General features: G+C 31.5%; 14 protein-coding genes. 4 read left to right on the top strand and 10 right to left on the bottom strand.

Annotation, left to right across the window (positions count from 1 at the left end; all coding sequences use genetic code 11):
• The 7 genes from ACVC3Y_RS15205 to uvrC all read right to left on the bottom strand — a co-directional run bounded on the left by ACVC3Y_RS15205 (position 1) and on the right by uvrC (position 9,851).
• Positions 1-1,332: a peptidoglycan DD-metalloendopeptidase family protein gene (locus ACVC3Y_RS15205; protein ID WP_303421013.1), complete on the bottom strand. Its 1,332-nt coding sequence runs from the start codon at positions 1,330-1,332 to the stop codon at positions 1-3.
• Entirely contained in the window at positions 1,290-2,207 is a 918-nt protein-coding gene (locus tag ACVC3Y_RS15200) for a tryptophan 2,3-dioxygenase family protein (RefSeq protein WP_452227354.1), read from the bottom strand. The genes ACVC3Y_RS15205 and ACVC3Y_RS15200 overlap by 43 nt, the downstream gene beginning before the upstream one ends.
• Positions 2,207-2,989, bottom strand: coding sequence for a DUF3108 domain-containing protein (locus ACVC3Y_RS15195; RefSeq protein WP_303421017.1), 783 nt, complete (start codon positions 2,987-2,989; stop codon positions 2,207-2,209). The genes ACVC3Y_RS15200 and ACVC3Y_RS15195 overlap by 1 nt, the downstream gene beginning before the upstream one ends.
• Positions 2,990-3,136: 147 nt before the next feature.
• The gene (hppD, locus tag ACVC3Y_RS15190; RefSeq protein ID WP_452227353.1) at positions 3,137-4,297 is read right to left on the bottom strand and encodes a 4-hydroxyphenylpyruvate dioxygenase; all 1,161 of its coding nucleotides are present in this window, start codon (positions 4,295-4,297) and stop codon (positions 3,137-3,139) included.
• A gap of 130 nt (positions 4,298-4,427) precedes the next feature.
• Complete coding sequence (locus ACVC3Y_RS15185; protein WP_303421021.1) at positions 4,428-5,588, bottom strand: homogentisate 1,2-dioxygenase; 1,161 nt, start codon at positions 5,586-5,588, stop codon at positions 4,428-4,430.
• 241 nt (positions 5,589-5,829) lie between these two features.
• Positions 5,830-8,061 carry a patatin-like phospholipase family protein gene (locus ACVC3Y_RS15180; RefSeq protein ID WP_452227352.1) on the bottom strand — a complete coding sequence of 744 codons (2,232 nt, stop codon included), beginning with the start codon at positions 8,059-8,061 and terminating at the stop codon, positions 5,830-5,832.
• Positions 8,058-9,851 (bottom strand): excinuclease ABC subunit UvrC, encoded by a 1,794-nt coding sequence (gene uvrC, locus ACVC3Y_RS15175; RefSeq protein WP_452227351.1) that lies wholly within the window; start codon positions 9,849-9,851, stop codon positions 8,058-8,060. Before uvrC ends, ACVC3Y_RS15180 begins: the two co-directional genes overlap by 4 nt.
• Positions 9,852-9,983: 132 nt before the next feature.
• Here uvrC and ACVC3Y_RS15170 point away from each other — a divergent pair, with 132 nt between their 5' ends.
• Genes ACVC3Y_RS15170 through ACVC3Y_RS15155 form a run of 4 tightly spaced genes read left to right on the top strand, consistent with a single transcriptional unit; the run spans position 9,984 to position 12,814 of the window.
• Positions 9,984-10,409 carry an ATP-dependent zinc protease family protein gene (locus ACVC3Y_RS15170; protein ID WP_303421028.1) on the top strand — a complete coding sequence of 142 codons (426 nt, stop codon included), beginning with the start codon at positions 9,984-9,986 and terminating at the stop codon, positions 10,407-10,409.
• A complete protein-coding gene (gene rimK, locus ACVC3Y_RS15165; RefSeq protein WP_303421031.1) occupies positions 10,406-11,278 on the top strand; it encodes a 30S ribosomal protein S6--L-glutamate ligase in 873 nt (290 codons plus the stop codon). Before ACVC3Y_RS15170 ends, rimK begins: the two co-directional genes overlap by 4 nt.
• A gap of 7 nt (positions 11,279-11,285) precedes the next feature.
• Positions 11,286-12,254 (top strand): succinylglutamate desuccinylase/aspartoacylase family protein, encoded by a 969-nt coding sequence (locus ACVC3Y_RS15160; protein WP_303421033.1) that lies wholly within the window; start codon positions 11,286-11,288, stop codon positions 12,252-12,254.
• Positions 12,251-12,814, top strand: coding sequence for a 5-formyltetrahydrofolate cyclo-ligase (locus tag ACVC3Y_RS15155; RefSeq protein ID WP_452227350.1), 564 nt, complete (start codon positions 12,251-12,253; stop codon positions 12,812-12,814). The genes ACVC3Y_RS15160 and ACVC3Y_RS15155 overlap by 4 nt, the downstream gene beginning before the upstream one ends.
• Here the strand turns inward: ACVC3Y_RS15155 and ACVC3Y_RS15150 are convergent.
• The 3 genes from ACVC3Y_RS15150 to ACVC3Y_RS15140 form a co-directional block, all read right to left on the bottom strand.
• Entirely contained in the window at positions 12,811-13,632 is an 822-nt protein-coding gene (locus tag ACVC3Y_RS15150; protein ID WP_452227349.1) for a M23 family metallopeptidase, read from the bottom strand. The genes ACVC3Y_RS15155 and ACVC3Y_RS15150 overlap by 4 nt on opposite strands.
• 68 nt (positions 13,633-13,700) lie before the next feature.
• Positions 13,701-14,321 (bottom strand): lipoprotein signal peptidase, encoded by a 621-nt coding sequence (locus ACVC3Y_RS15145; RefSeq protein WP_452227348.1) that lies wholly within the window; start codon positions 14,319-14,321, stop codon positions 13,701-13,703.
• A gap of 90 nt (positions 14,322-14,411) precedes the next feature.
• Positions 14,412-15,032, bottom strand: a complete 621-nt coding sequence (locus ACVC3Y_RS15140) for a hypothetical protein (RefSeq protein WP_452227347.1) — start codon at positions 15,030-15,032, stop codon at positions 14,412-14,414.
• Positions 15,033-15,138: the final 106 nt, after the last annotated feature.

Genomic DNA, 15,138 nt, shown 5'->3' with positions numbered 1-15,138 from the left:
TTAGTGGTTTACATGTGTAATTAGGTTCGCATCTAATAACTCTTCTTCGATTAGCTCTTCTTCTAGTTCTTGGCTTTGATATTGAATATTATCTAATTGAAGCTTTAGTGGTTTAATAAAGTCTAAATATTTTATTTTTAAACTATCTGAAATAGGTTCTGCTTCTGGAAGTTTTTGTTTGAATGGATCTACTTCTTTTCCATTTTTCCAAAAACGATAGCATACATGAGGTCCTCCTGTATTTCCAGTCATACCAATCCATCCAATAACATCTCCTTGTTTAACAAACTGTCCTTTTTTAACGTTTTGCGCTTTCATATGAAGGTATTGCGTTTCGTAAGTTGCGTTATGTCTTATTTTAACAAATTTACCGTTACCACCTCTTCTGGTAGATTCTATTACAGTACCGTTAGCAGTTGCAAGAATTGGTGTTCCTTTTGGCGCTGCAAAATCGGTACCTCTATGCGGACGTATTTTGTTACCATAATAAGCAATACGTCTTTTTAAATTATAGCGAGATGAAATTCGGCTAAACTTAACAGGTGCTTTTAAGAAAGCCCGACGAAGATTTTTGGCTTCTTCATTAAAATAATCGGAAATTCCTTTGATGCTATCTGTTTCAAATTCGAAAGCATAAAAAGGTTCGTTATTATGTTCAAAAAAAGCAGCTTTTACATCTGCAACTCCAGCATAAATACTATCATCTATATATTTATCGGTGTAGATTACTTTAAAACGATCTCCTTTTTGCAAGCGTCTAAAATCTATAGTCCAAGGATAAATTTCGTCTGCTAATTTATACGCTAAACGCACACTTACATTTTGATTATCTAATGCTTCTGAAATATTAGAAGTAATGATACCTGCCACTTCTTTTTCTACATATTTTATAGGTTTTCTACTAGTATATGCATGAATAGAATCTTGAAAATTAATTACTACATATTCTTCTTTATTTGGTTGGTATATGAAGCAATTTGGTTTTTCTAGTGAATCCCCTTTAGTACATAACAGGGTGTATGGCTTACCTACTTGTAGTTTTCTGATATCGAAAGTATCTTTTGATTTTTCGGCAATTTTAAAAATATTAGCAAAACTGATACTGTTACGTTGTAATATTTCGCCAAAGCTATCCCCTTTTTGAATAGTATCTCTTTTTACTATATAATCATTGAGGTTAAAGCCAAACTCTAAAACCTCTTCTGGTTCTACAATTGCTATTTCTTCGGAAATAATTTCTTTTGGTTCTTGTTTACAGCTATAAAACAAACATATAGTTGCTATTGCAATTACACATCTGTTCCCCAATCTTTTAATTCTTGCTCGCTCCATAGTTCTGGAAAAAATATTCTTTTTTGATATTTAGGATGCATGTATTTTACCCATTCACTTCCTCCTGTAGCTTCAGCAGTTTTACCTCCAATATTTAAGTAGTGGTTTGCTGTATTATAATGAGCCATAACCCATTTAATATTAACAGTATGGTCATAATGACGCATCGCATCTATTAATTCTTTATTTTCTCTAACACCTTGTGGTAATGCTTTAAATTTAGTATAAAGATTATGCGTGTTATAAAATTTTGTAAATCTAATAAATTCGTCTTTATATCTATCCTCAAAAACTGTTAATAAATAGCTTTTCTCACCTGTTTTGTAGTCTTTTCCTGCAGCTTGCCAATATAAATGATCGAAAGCATGCTCATAAGGTGTGTTTCTATCGATAGTATCTCTAAATCTATTATCAATTAAATTGATGAGTTCTGTGGAAGCAAACTCTATTTTTCTGTATTGTGCACTTTGAAAACCACTCGCTGGCGTTAAGGTATTTCTAAACTTGTTGTATTGTTCTACATCCATGCCATCTTTCATAATGGTGAATGAAGAGGTAAGCATATCGAAATAGCGACTAATACGCATTATTTTTTCAGTAAAAAAAGGAGCTTCAATTTCTTCTTTTTTAGCTACTTGATCGATTTCCCAAAGTATCATTTTAAACAACAATTCGTTAATTTGATGATACATGATAAAGACCATTTCGTCTGGTAAAACAGTGCGTTGCGTTTGAAGATCTAACAATGCGTCTGTTTGTATATAATCCCAATAATTTATTGGTTTACTATATAATAAGCCTTGTAAATGTACATCTAAATCTTGGCCTATATTATCGAATTTTTCTTTGAGTTGATTGGTTATATCTTTATCCATTAATTATCTGCAATAATTTTAAAAGGGTGTTTTAAGCCTTTAAAAGCATCTAAATCTGCTCTAAGAGAACCTACAGCTAAATCTGCCTTTATACGTAAAGGTAATTTATTTTTGTCTTTTGAAACCCAAAGCGTCAAACTTTCTTCTTCTTTAAAGACGCGTCCTGCTAAAACATATGGTCTAAATTTTAGTGTTCTTACATCTCCAAATTCTGTTTCTATAATTTCTTCACCTAAGTACTTAATTTTAAAACCATAATTTTCTTCATCAAAAAACATGTCTGTTTTAATTTCATCACCTATTTTAAGAGTAGAAATATTTATTTTGTTTCTTAAGTAATAATACATAGAAACCATGTCTTGTACATTTGGTTTGGTATCTACAACAAGTTTTTTCTTTTTCTTTTTATTGTTGATATGTGCTTTTCTATTTTCTTGATCAAAGTCTATTTCTATATCTTTGGTATGACCACCTTCATCAATGTTTCTAATGAATCTATATGGCAATAGCGTAGTTTTATCAAAATAGCTTTCGTATCTATCTTTTACTTTAAAGAACCACTTAATCGCACCTGTTGTCCAGCCTTTACCTACAACATGATATACTGGTTTTCCATCTATTTCATCATCTTTTACAGTTAAGGTTGCATTTCCTGCTTTTAAGAAGCCACTGTAGCTCATTTCGAAACGAAACCATTCTCCAGCTTGAAAAGCTTCTGCCTCTTGTGCTTGTGTAGAACTCATCGTAGCTAATGCTAGTAATAATATTAATAATTTGCTCATATTGCTATAGGTTGTAAATGTAACTCACTATCTTACATTATATTGTTATTATGTAATAATTACAATTACTATTCCAAAAGTAAAAAACAAAAAAACTCTAACCTTATAATTGTTAGAGTTTTTAAGTAGTAAGGTGTTAAATATTTGTTATAAGGTTCCTCTTTTAGCTTGTTCTCTTTCAATAGATTCAAAAAGTGCTTTAAAATTACCTGCTCCAAATCCTTTTGCTCCCATTCTTTGAATGATTTCAAAAAACAAAGTTGGCCTATCTTCTACTGGTTTGGTAAAAATTTGCAGAAGATACCCTTCTTCATCTGCATCAATCATGATACCTAAGCCTTTTAATTTTTCAATATCTTCTCGTAATTCATGGCTAAACTCTTCTAATCTTCCAGGAACAGCTCTATAATATTCTTCTGGAGGTGTAGAAAGAAACTCTACTCCATTGGCTCTTAATTGCGAAACAGTTTTAATAATATCATCTGTTGCTACAGCAATATGCTGGACACCAGCTCCTTCGTAAAAATCTAAATATTCTTCAATTTGTGAGCGTTTCTTTCCTTCTGCTGGTTCGTTAATTGGGAATTTTATTCTTCCGTTTCCATTAGACATTACTTTACTCATTAGTGCGGAATACTCTGTGTGAATTTGTTTATCATCAAACGATAAGAAATTTTCGAATCCCATTACATCTTCATACCATTTCACCCAAACATCCATTTGGTTCCAACCTACATTTCCAACCATATGATCGATGTATTTTAATCCTGCAGTTGGTGGGTTATAATCGGATTCCCATTTCTGAAATCCTGGTAAAAATGCGCCATTGTAATTTTTACGTTCTACAAACATGTGCACCGTTTCCCCGTAGGTATAGATTCCTGCTCGAACCACTTCTCCATGTTCGTCTGTTTCTACTGTTGGCTCCATGTATGATTTTGCGCCTCTTGCAGTGGTTTCTTTATAAGCCTGTCTTGCATCTTCTACCCAAAGCGCCACTACTTTTACACCATCTCCATGTTTTACAATATGGTTGTTTATTGGTGATTTGCTATTTAAGGGCGTGGTTAGCATCAACTTAATCTTGTCTTGTGTTAACACATAACTTACAGAGTCTCTAGATCCTGTTTCTAAACCCTTGTATGCATGTGATTGAAACCCAAATGCTGTTTTATAAAAGTGGGCTGCTTGTTTTGCGTTACCAACATAAAACTCTACATAATCTGTTCCTAAAAGTGGAAGAAAGTCTTGCGCTCCTTCGAATATTTTTTCTAAACCGTAGTTTACTGATTTAATTTCTTTTGCCATCTTTAGATGATTTTAATGTTTGTTAAAGCTATTTGTTTGCAAAAACACCTAGCCCTGATTGAGGCTTTGTTGGAGCTCCTTGAAAAGAGCGACTGCCGAAAGCAGGAAATAGCTTCTAATAATTAATAATTTAATGTTCTAACCAAGATTTAAGGTACTCTTCGTCTGCAATTTTCATTGCTTCCTCGGTAACCATTAATGGTTTAAAGGTATCTACCATAACAGCTAACTCATCGGTTTTGGTTTGCCCAATACTACGTTCTGTAGCTCCTGGGTGTGGACCATGTGGTATTCCTGCTGGGTGTAAACTTATGTGCCCTGCCGCTATGTCGTTTCTACTCATAAAATCGCCATCTACATAATAGAGCACCTCATCACTATCAATATTACTATGGTTGTAAGGTGCTGGTATGGAGTCTGGGTGGTAATCGTATAATCTTGGTACAAAACTACAAACTACAAATGCATCGGTTTCGAAAGTTTGGTGCACTGGAGGTGGTTGATGAATGCGCCCTGTTATTGGTTCGAAATCGTGAATAGAAAATGCATAAGGATAATTGTAACCATCGTATCCTACCACATCGAAAGGGTGTGATGCGTAGACCATTTCGAAAATATCGTCTTGTTTTTTTACTTTAATGGTAAAGTCGCCTTTTTCGTTATTAGTTTCTAACTCATATGGCTGACGAATATCGCGTTCGCAAAAAGGGGAATGTTCTAGTAATTGCCCAAACCAGTTTCTGTATCTTTTTGGCGTATATATGGGTCTTTTAGATTCTACAATAAAGAGTCTATTATCTTCGGTATCGAAGTCTATTTTGTAAATAACGCCTCTAGGTACTAAAAGATAGTCACCATATTTAAAGTCTAGATTACCAAGATGTGTACGAAGTTTTCCTGTTCCTTTATGGATAAAAATTAATTCGTCTGCATCTGTATTTTTATAAAAATAATCTTGTGTTGCTTGTTTTGGAGCTGCAAGAATTATAGTACAATCACTATTAGTAAGTACTGCTTTTCTGCTTTCTAAATAATCGTTTTCTGGTTTGACTTGAAAACCTCTAAAACGATACGATTGTATATGGTTTGCTTTAGCAATTTTTGGTGCTACACTATATTGTTTTTTTATTTCTTTTACTTGTGTTGGTCTTTGCTCGTGATAAGAATTTGTAGACATTCCATCGAAGCCTATGGTACCAAATAATTGTTCGGCATACAGAGAACCATCCGGTTTTCTAAATTGTGTGTGTCTTTTGGGTGGAATTTTCCCGAGTTTATGATAAAATGGCATTCTTTTAAATTTAAAGTTAATAGATACTTTTTTAAATGGTATAATGCATTATCATTCAGGGTTTCTTTTAATAAGAAACTTTAAAAAGATTAATATGTCTTGCCAAAATGGTTTCATCTGGATACTTTAAATTATTAAACTAATCCGATGTTAATAGTTAATAAACAAGTTATTAGCTACAACTTAATTCGTACACCTTATTTGATGTCTTACAAATATCGTGAAAATTTTTGAGACTATTTTAAAACCAAAAACCTACATTAAAAAACCACATTCCTTCTTTAGTTTCTGGCGACCAAGAGTATTTTGCTTCTATTGGACCAAAAAAGGTGTCTAGGGAGTAACCAACTGCATAACCAGAATAATCTGGAGCAGAAAACCAGTCGCCAGAATCGAAGATATTATCATCTATATTGGCATAGTTTGCAGCGAAGTTGACATGATTCTTTTTAAAAATTTCGTAGTCAAAATTTATGGTTCCTTTTACAAAACTATTTCCAACTAAAGATAAAAAGTCATAACCATAAAACGATTTATAATTATTTATAAAATTATTACCATAACCCCCTATTACGAAATCTAAAGATCTATTAGAGTTTTCGCCAATTTTAAAGCCTCCATCTGCGGTAATGTTTGCGGTAATATTTTTATTAAAACTCTTTGTATAACCGATGGTTGCCTTAGCAATTGAAAATTCTGAAAAATCTTTATTAAAGTCTGATGAATAGAGATACAAATGAAAATCGCCATCAAAATAAACACCTTCATTTGGAAAATATTTATTATCGAAAGTATCTAGTTTTAATTTTCCGAAAAGACTGAAATAACTACTATTATCGAAAGTAGTTTCCTCTTGATTTGCATTGGTAAGTATGGTTTCGGTTTTTATTTTTAAGTGTTTATGTTCTGCTCCTAATGTTAATGAAAAATCTTTTCGAAATAAGGATTGCAGGTAAAATTGATTGGTAAAGTCTATAAGTTTCACATCTAATTTATTCACATTTACTGCTAGCAATTGATCTGGAGTTAAAATCGTTTGTGCTTCTACATTTTGTTTAAATTGATTGTATCTAGAATGCACACCAATACTCCAATAAAAACCTTTATCTATATAGTAGTCTAGATTATACCTAATATTATCTCCTACTATAAAATCTAAGGAAGCTACATCACTATTAAATAGTATTTTTTTTTGTGTTACATTTACTAAAACACCACTCTTATACAAATCATCATAATGAATACCTAACTTAAGCAAAGTATTTTGCCTACTTTCTTTAAGGTTAATATTCATTACATACGTTATATCATCTACAGAAGGTGTTAATTTATAACTTACATTTTCAAAGTTATTTGTTGCTGTAAGATTGTTTACACCATCTTGAAAAGTATTATAACTTATTTTTTCGTCGGATTTAAATTTTAATTTACCAAGTACATAAGCTCTGGTATATTTATCTAATCCATTAACACTAATACCTTTAATTGTAAGACTATCTATAGGTTTTATTTTTGTAATTTTAGGTTTCTTTTTTATTTGATTAGCTACAATGTCTTTAAGTTCTTTTAAGTGCTTATTGGTTTCTAATACACCATTATCTATTATAGTTCGGCCTTCACTAAAAGACACTACATTAAAGTTCGTGATATCTGGTTTAATATAAATATCGGTCTTTTTAGACTTGATTTTCATATCGTTTATCGTTCTATAATTATTTATTTGTAGCAGAATTTTAGTTGCTGATTGTAGTCGATCTCTCGTTTCTAAATCGTCCTGTACATCTACACCAATAATGATATCTACACCTTTTGCTCTAAGCTCATCTATTGGATAGTTATTTACAACACCTCCATCTATTAAAACCTGATCCTTTATTCTAACGGGCTGAAACAACGAAGGAAAAGCACCACTAGCCAAAATAGATTGTGGCAAACTTCCAGACTCTAAATACACAGCCTCTCCATTTTCAATATTGGTTGCCACACAAAAAAACGGAATTGGGAGTTTACTAAAATCGTCTATATCACTTACATGCAATGTTAATTTAGTTAGTAAACTTAATGTGTTTTGACCTCTAGATAATGCTCGTGGTAGTTTTACTTTAAATTTTTTGAACGGAAGTGTTACTGCATATTTTTCAGAATTATCTCGTTCATAAAAAGTTTTTGCTTTTCGAGGTAAGTTGTCACTAATAATATCATCGAAATTTACATCTTTAAAAATAGAATCTATTTCTTTACCCGAATAACCTGATGCATATAAAGAACCTATAATAGCACCCATACTTGTACCAGCAATATAATCTACGCGAATCCCCAAACTATCAATAACCTTAAGCGTACCAATATGCGCAAGCCCTTTTGCTCCACCACCGCTCAAGACCAAACCTACTTTTAAGTCCTCTTGTTCTAGCTCTTGAGAGAAACTTAAAAGACTAAAAAGAAGCAATATTAACGTTAGTAATTTATTCATTTATTGTGATAGTAATTATATATTTTATTTGCTCTAGATACACCAACTACAGCTTCCAGTTCGTCTAGTTTTGCATTGCTAATTCGTTTTACAGATTTAAAAGTTTTTAGTAATTCTATAATGGTTTTATCACCAATTCCAGGAATACTTTCCAGTTCTGTATTTAATGCTGTTTTGCTTCTTTTATTTCTATGATGCTCGATACCAAAACGATGCGCCTCGTTACGTAATTGTTGTATTATTTTAAGGGTTTCGCTTTTTTTATCTAAATATAGTGGAATTGGATCATTTGGATAAAATAATTCTTCCAAACGTTTCGCAATTCCGATAATCGCAATTTTCCCTCTTAATTCTAATGCATCTAAACTTTTTAAAGCAGAAGAAAGCTGTCCTTTCCCTCCATCAATGATAATTAATTGTGGTAAAGGTTGTTTTTCATCTAACAAACGCTTGTATCTTCTATATACAACTTCTTCCATAGAAGCAAAATCGTCTGGACCAACTACTGTTTTAATATTAAAATGCCTATAATCTTTTTTGCTAGGTTTTCCATTTTTAAAAACTACACAAGCAGCAACAGGATGTGTACCTTGAATGTTAGAGTTGTCGAAACACTCAATATGTCTTGGGGCTTCCCCTAAACGTAAATCGGCTTTCATTTGCGCCATGATTCGTTTAACATGCCTATCTGGATCTGTAATTTTTATTTGCTTAAAGCGATCCATTCTAAAATACTTTGCATTTCGAATAGAAAGGTCTAAGATATGTTTTTTATCACCTAACTGTGGTATTGTTATTTTAAGATTTTCACCAACGTTTACCTTAAAAGGAACATAAATTTCTTTAGAATTAGAATTGAAACGCTGTCTAATTTCTGTAATAGCAAGCTCAAGAAGTTCTTGGTCGGTTTCGTCTAATTTTTTTTTAATCTCTAATGTATGCGAACGAATGATAGAACCATAAGAAATTTGCAAGAAATTTACATAACCAAAACTTTCATCGCTAACAATGCTAAACACATCTACATTACTAATTTTAGGGTTTATAATGGTAGATTTTGCTTGGTAATTTTCAAGCACTTGGATTTTTTCTTTTATTTTTTGCGCTTCTTCAAATTGCATTTCTTCTGCAAATTGCTTCATTTGTTGTTTAAATTGCGATAACGAATCTTTAAAGTTTCCTTTTAAAATTTCTCTAATCGCAATTATATTTTCTTCGTAAGCCTGTGCTGTTTGCAACCCTTCGCAGGCTCCTTTACAGTTTCCTAAATGATATTCTAAACAAACTTTATATTTTCCTGCTGCAATTTTTTCTGGGGATAAATCGTAATTACATGTGCGTAATTGGTATAAACCTTTAATTAAATCTAAAAGCGTAGAAACCGTTTTCATACTTGTGTATGGTCCAAAATATTCGCTTCCATCTTTAAAAACTCTTCTGGTAGAAAACACTCTAGGAAAACGTTCTTTTTTTAAACAAATCCAAGGATAGGATTTATCGTCTTTAAGTAGCACATTATACCTTGGCTTGTTTTTTTTAATCAGGTTGTTTTCTAGTAATAAAGCATCTGTTTCTGTTTCTACAACAATATGTTTTACACTAGCAATTTTTCTCACTAATACTCTTGTTTTACCATTTTCATGTGTTTTGGTAAAATAAGAGCTCACACGTTTTTTTATATTTTTAGCTTTACCTACATAAATAAGCGTACCTTCTTCGTCAAAGTACTGGTATACTCCGGGAGCATTCGGTAAGGTTTTAAGTTGTATTTTTAAAGCAGGTTCACTCATCTTGTAAATGTACTTATTTTAATTTTTTTTAAAGAAAAAACACACTGCTTTTAACGTTTAATTTTTTAATAAAAAAGAAGCTTTTTACAAATACTTAATTATTACATTGCGCCACTTTTTGAAATATAGTAAATGACTAAAAAAACAATAGGAAGAGTAGATAAAATAGACTTCCCGAAACTAGATTTGTACACCATAGATGTTAAAATAGATACAGGTGCGTATACCTCTGCTATACACTGTTCTCAGATACAAGTAGATGGTGAAAATTTAATATGCACTTTTTATAGTAAGGGCCACCCTAATTTTAGTGGCAAAGAAGTAATTTTTGAAAACTTTACTAAAACAAATATTAAAAGTAGCAATGGTTTTAAAGAAAATAGGTTTAAAGTAAAATCTGAAGTCATTATTTTTGGAAAAACATATAAGATTAACTTAACTTTAAGCACCAGAGAAGACATGAAATTTCCTGTACTTATTGGCAGGCAATTTTTAAAACGAAAATTCTTGGTTGATGTAGACCAAGAAAACATATCACACAACTTCAAAACATTATGAACATAGTTATTTTATCGCGTAACGCTAATTTATATTCCACTAGTAGACTAGTTAAAGAAGGCGAAAGGCGTGGTCACCAAATAGAGGTAATAGACCCTTTAAAGTGTGATATTATTATTGAACAACAAAAACCAACTATTTATTATAAAGATAGATATCTAAATTATGTAGATGCAATCATACCTCGTATTGGTGCATCGATAACTTTTTACGGTTGTGCTGTGGTACGTCAATTTGAAGAAATGGGTGTTTTTACTATTGTTACTAGTGATGCCATTCAAAGATCTAGAGACAAACTTCGAAGTTTACAGCGTTTAAGTAAAGCAGGAATTGGTATGCCAAAAACCGTTTTCACTAATTACAGTAGAGATGTTGAAGAGGTTATAGAACACGTTGGAGGAGTTCCAGTAATTATAAAACTATTGGAAGGAACCCAAGGTTTAGGAGTTGTTTTAGCCGAAACCAAAAATGCAGCAGAATCTGTATTAGAGGCTTTTAATGGTTTAGAAGCAAGAGTAATTGTACAAGAATTTATTGGCGAAGCAAAAGGGGCCGATTTACGTGCTTTAATTGTAAATGGACAAGTAGTTGGCGCTATGAAACGCCAAGGTAAAGAGGGTGAATTTCGTTCTAATTTACACAGAGGAGGAAGTGCAAATGTTATAAAACTAAGCGAACCAGAGTTAAAATTAGCCATTCAATCTGCAAAAGCACTAAAACTTCCTGTTTGTGGTGTAGATATGTTGCAATCTAGCAGAGGACCATTAATTTTAGAGGTTAATTCTACTCCTGGTTTAGAAGGCATTGAACATGCTACTGGAAAAAATATAGCTAAAAGCATTATTACTTATATTGAAAAAAATCGATAATTAATGTATGACAGACCATAAAGAAGCAATTACCATTCTTGGGGAAACCATTAAACTAGGAGAGAGCAAAGAAATCTCTTTTGAAGTTGCAAAACTACACACCTCAAACTCTGTTGAAGTCCCTGTATTTATTGAGCGCGCTAAAAAACCAGGGCCAACGGTTTTATTAACCGCAGGAATTCATGGTGACGAAGTAAATGGTGTTGAAATTATTCGTCAAATAATAGCCAAAGGGATCTTCAAACCTAAAAAAGGAACCATTATTTGTATTCCAGTAATTAACGTATTTGGATTTATAAATCTATCTAGGGATTTTCCGGATGGTAGAGATTTAAATCGTGTTTTTCCTGGAACTTTAAAAGGTTCTTTAGCAAGTAGAGTTGCCTATAAATTAATACATGAAATTGTAACAGAAGTAGATTTTATTATGGATTTCCATACTGGTGGCGCTGGACGTTTTAATGCACCTCAAATTAGAATTATTAAAGGCAGTAAAACTTTAGATCAATTGGCTCAAGAATTTGGAGCTCCCTTTATACTCTATTCCAAAAACCTCAATAAATCCTTTAGAAACACTTGTCATAAATTAGGAAAACCAATGCTTCTTTTTGAAGGTGGAAAATCTTTTCACATAGACAATAATGTCACTAACCATGGTGTAAATGGTATTAAACGTGTACTACATAGTTTGGGTATGCTATCTAGTAAATTTAAAGTTTCTACACCTAAAACAGATTGTGTTTTTATAAATGATAGCAAATGGATTAGAGCAAAATACTCCGGCATGTTTAAAGCCACTATAGAAATAAGTAGCTTTGTTGAAAAGGGGGATGTTATTGGAAACATTACAGATCCCTATGGTAAGTTTAACCATTTTGTAAAAGCAGACAACTCGGGATACCTTATTAATATTAACGAATTACCAATTGTATATCAAGGAGATGCTTTGTTTCATATTTCTAAAGAATTATTATGACAAAAGCCGAATTACGAATTGCATACCGATTAAAACGTAAAGAGTTAACCGAAACGCAATTAGACGATTTTAGTTTACAAATTGCCAACCAACTTTTGCAATTAGATATTTGGAACTTTTCTTTTTACCATATTTTTTTAAGTATTACCGAACAACACGAAGTAAATACAGACTATATTTTAAATATACTATCTGGAAAAGATAAAAACATTGTGCTCTCTAAAAGTGATTTTAAAACCGGTTTGTTGAATAATTTTCTGCTTACAGATAATACCACCATTAAAAAAAACAAATATAATATTCCAGAACCAGTGGATGGAATACCAATTCCTGCAGAAAATATAGAGCTTGTTTTTGTACCTCTTTTAGCTTTTGATAAACTTGGAAATAGAGTTGGTTATGGCAAAGGCTTTTACGATAAATTTCTAGCTTCTTGCAAACCTGAAACTATAAAAATTGGGCTTTCTTTTTTTGATGCTGAAACTACAATTACTGATGTTTTTGAAAGTGATATTACTTTAGATTATTGTGTTACGCCAAATGAGGTGTATCGATTTTAGTTGTAATTTCGTATATAATTTTCTTTTTCCAATAAATAGCCTGTTTTAAAACCATTGTATAATTTAAACTTGGTCTTCACATGCTTTCTTTGCCCTCCAAGTCGTTGTAAAAAAACAGAAAAGTGCAAATGTGGCCCTGTAGACCAGCCAACATTACCACTTTTTGCAATGATTTGCCCTTGTGCAACCGTATCACCAATGGCAACTTTTGCGCCATTTCTTTTAATATGTACATATTCTGCAATGGTACCATCTTGATGAAAGATATAAATTAAATTATTGAATTTTTCACATGCTTCAGCTTCACAATGCGTATTAAATGTATCTACAACTTTAATTACGACACCTTTTCTTGCTGCTACTATTGGAGTGTCAATTGGCATCGCAAAATCTAATTGGTTTTTGTTTTGATGCGAAAAATTTCCATTATATCCTTGATTCACAAGATATCTTTCTCCTTTTTGAAATGGTAAACTATAAGCAAATGCTGTATCATATTCCTTCTGAAAATGATTGCCATAATTATACCATGTACTACCACTTACCTTATATTTCTTTTTTTTGTCTATTCTAGTCAAAGTGGTAAGTTCTATTTGTTTTGTACTAGCAGGAAGTACCGATATTGTTTCCTTACCTGAAGAAGAATACAAGTTATCTAATTCCAATTTTATTTTAATAGAAACGACACAGTCTTCATTATTATCTGCAAAAAACACTATTCCATCATTGGAATTTTCATAGTATGTTTTTACACGTAATTGTGAAAAACAATGGATAAAGCTGAAAAATAAAAGAAAATTTAGAATATATATTTTCATAAAGCACTGTATTTAAACAATACAATATATAGAAAATATTCTATTAAATAAGGATAAATATAGAAAATTTACTCTTTATGAAATGCTCTTTTATTAAAAACAATTAGCATAATAAAACCAGCACTTATGGCCATATCTGCAACATTAAAAACGGGCTCGAAAAAAGTAAAGTATTTACCACCATAAAACGGTAACCATTCTGGTAAATAGCCTTTCCACAAAGGAAAATAAAGCATATCTACCACTTTACCTTCTAAAATATGTCCATTAATACCACTTTCTGGTAAAAAGGAAGCAACTTGGTGATAACTATCACTAAACAAAATGCCATAAAATGTGGAATCAATAATATTACCTAAAGCGCCAGCAAAAATTAAAGTAATGGCAAGAATAAGTACCTTTGGGTTATGTTTTTTAATTGCAGTTACTAACCAATACCCAATACCTATTATAGCTACAATTCTAAAAATCGTTAAAGATATCTTAGCTGTTCTATCACTAATAAAAGTAACAAAATCGCTTATTTTAGTTCCCCAAGCCATACCATCATTTTCTATAAAATAAATTTTAAACCAATCGAAAACCTCTACGCTTTCACCAAGTAAAAAATGTGTTTTTATGTATATTTTACTAACCTGATCTATTAGTAATATAATAAGGATGAGTACTATTGATTTTTTTAATGACATAAATTTGTCTTCTAGTTTCTAAATAAACACACTTCGACAAACGGAATGTGACAAAATCTTAACAGGCGATTTTTAGCAAAAATAGGAATATTATTGACTTTTAGTTATACTTACGTTTCCGTTTATGGTTTTAATTTCTATTTGGTGGAAACCAGTATTTATTTCCTCGGTTTTAATTAAACCATTTTTAGAAGTTGCAACAATATTTGCATCCTTTGTTTGCAATGCAATATTTCCGTTTCTAGTATAAATTTTTGCATTACCGAGAAAAGTATTTAAAAAGCAATTCCCATAATTAGAATTCACTACAACATTTCTATATCGTCCTTTCACGATAAAATCACTATTATAAATATTTGCCAATATTTTTAAGTTTTCTGGAATCACTAAACGAATGGCAACAGAAATCACTTTGTGTGCACTTAATTTATCGTTAGCATCTTTAAATAAAGGCTGTTGTTTTACAGAAACATGTAGATTATTGTTTTTAGTTTCTGTAACCAAAATAAAGTCTTGGTTATTTTCGCCTTCTACTCTTGAATAAATTGTAATAGCATCTACTGGTTTGGTTTCTACAGTAATTTGAAATATATTTTCACCATTAATATTTATACTTGTAACTGTAGTTGCAGGAAAAGTTTTTTCTGTGATATTTTGCGCTTCTACCAAGCCTGTAAAACAAAAAAATAGTATGTAAATAATGGTTTTCATTTTATTCAAATTGCGCTACTATTCTGGGAATGACAAAAGGTTAAAAAGCAAACGCCTCAATAAAATTGAAGCGTTTGTGTTGTAGTTATAAAGTCTCTTAATTCTA

The organism is Lacinutrix cladophorae, from assembly GCF_053604645.1.
This window is presented reverse-complemented; position numbering and strand designations above follow the sequence as displayed.

Excerpts from the sequence above, each read along its gene's own strand:
- ACVC3Y_RS15205 (WP_303421013.1), bottom strand. The coding sequence starts at position 1,332 with ATGGAGCGAGCAAGAATTAAAAGATTGGGGAACAGATGTGTAATTGCA.
- ACVC3Y_RS15200 (WP_452227354.1), bottom strand. The coding sequence starts at position 2,207 with ATGGATAAAGATATAACCAATCAACTCAAAGAAAAATTCGATAATATA.
- ACVC3Y_RS15195 (WP_303421017.1), bottom strand. The coding sequence starts at position 2,989 with ATGAGCAAATTATTAATATTATTACTAGCATTAGCTACGATGAGTTCT.
- hppD (WP_452227353.1), bottom strand. The coding sequence starts at position 4,297 with ATGGCAAAAGAAATTAAATCAGTAAACTACGGTTTAGAAAAAATATTC.
- ACVC3Y_RS15185 (WP_303421021.1), bottom strand. The coding sequence starts at position 5,588 with ATGCCATTTTATCATAAACTCGGGAAAATTCCACCCAAAAGACACACA.
- ACVC3Y_RS15180 (WP_452227352.1), bottom strand. The coding sequence starts at position 8,061 with ATGAATAAATTACTAACGTTAATATTGCTTCTTTTTAGTCTTTTAAGT.
- uvrC (WP_452227351.1), bottom strand. The coding sequence starts at position 9,851 with ATGAGTGAACCTGCTTTAAAAATACAACTTAAAACCTTACCGAATGCT.
- ACVC3Y_RS15170 (WP_303421028.1), top strand. The coding sequence starts at position 9,984 with ATGACTAAAAAAACAATAGGAAGAGTAGATAAAATAGACTTCCCGAAA.
- rimK (WP_303421031.1), top strand. The coding sequence starts at position 10,406 with ATGAACATAGTTATTTTATCGCGTAACGCTAATTTATATTCCACTAGT.
- ACVC3Y_RS15160 (WP_303421033.1), top strand. The coding sequence starts at position 11,286 with ATGACAGACCATAAAGAAGCAATTACCATTCTTGGGGAAACCATTAAA.
- ACVC3Y_RS15155 (WP_452227350.1), top strand. The coding sequence starts at position 12,251 with ATGACAAAAGCCGAATTACGAATTGCATACCGATTAAAACGTAAAGAG.
- ACVC3Y_RS15150 (WP_452227349.1), bottom strand. The coding sequence starts at position 13,632 with ATGAAAATATATATTCTAAATTTTCTTTTATTTTTCAGCTTTATCCAT.
- ACVC3Y_RS15145 (WP_452227348.1), bottom strand. The coding sequence starts at position 14,321 with ATGTCATTAAAAAAATCAATAGTACTCATCCTTATTATATTACTAATA.
- ACVC3Y_RS15140 (WP_452227347.1), bottom strand. The coding sequence starts at position 15,032 with ATGAAAACCATTATTTACATACTATTTTTTTGTTTTACAGGCTTGGTA.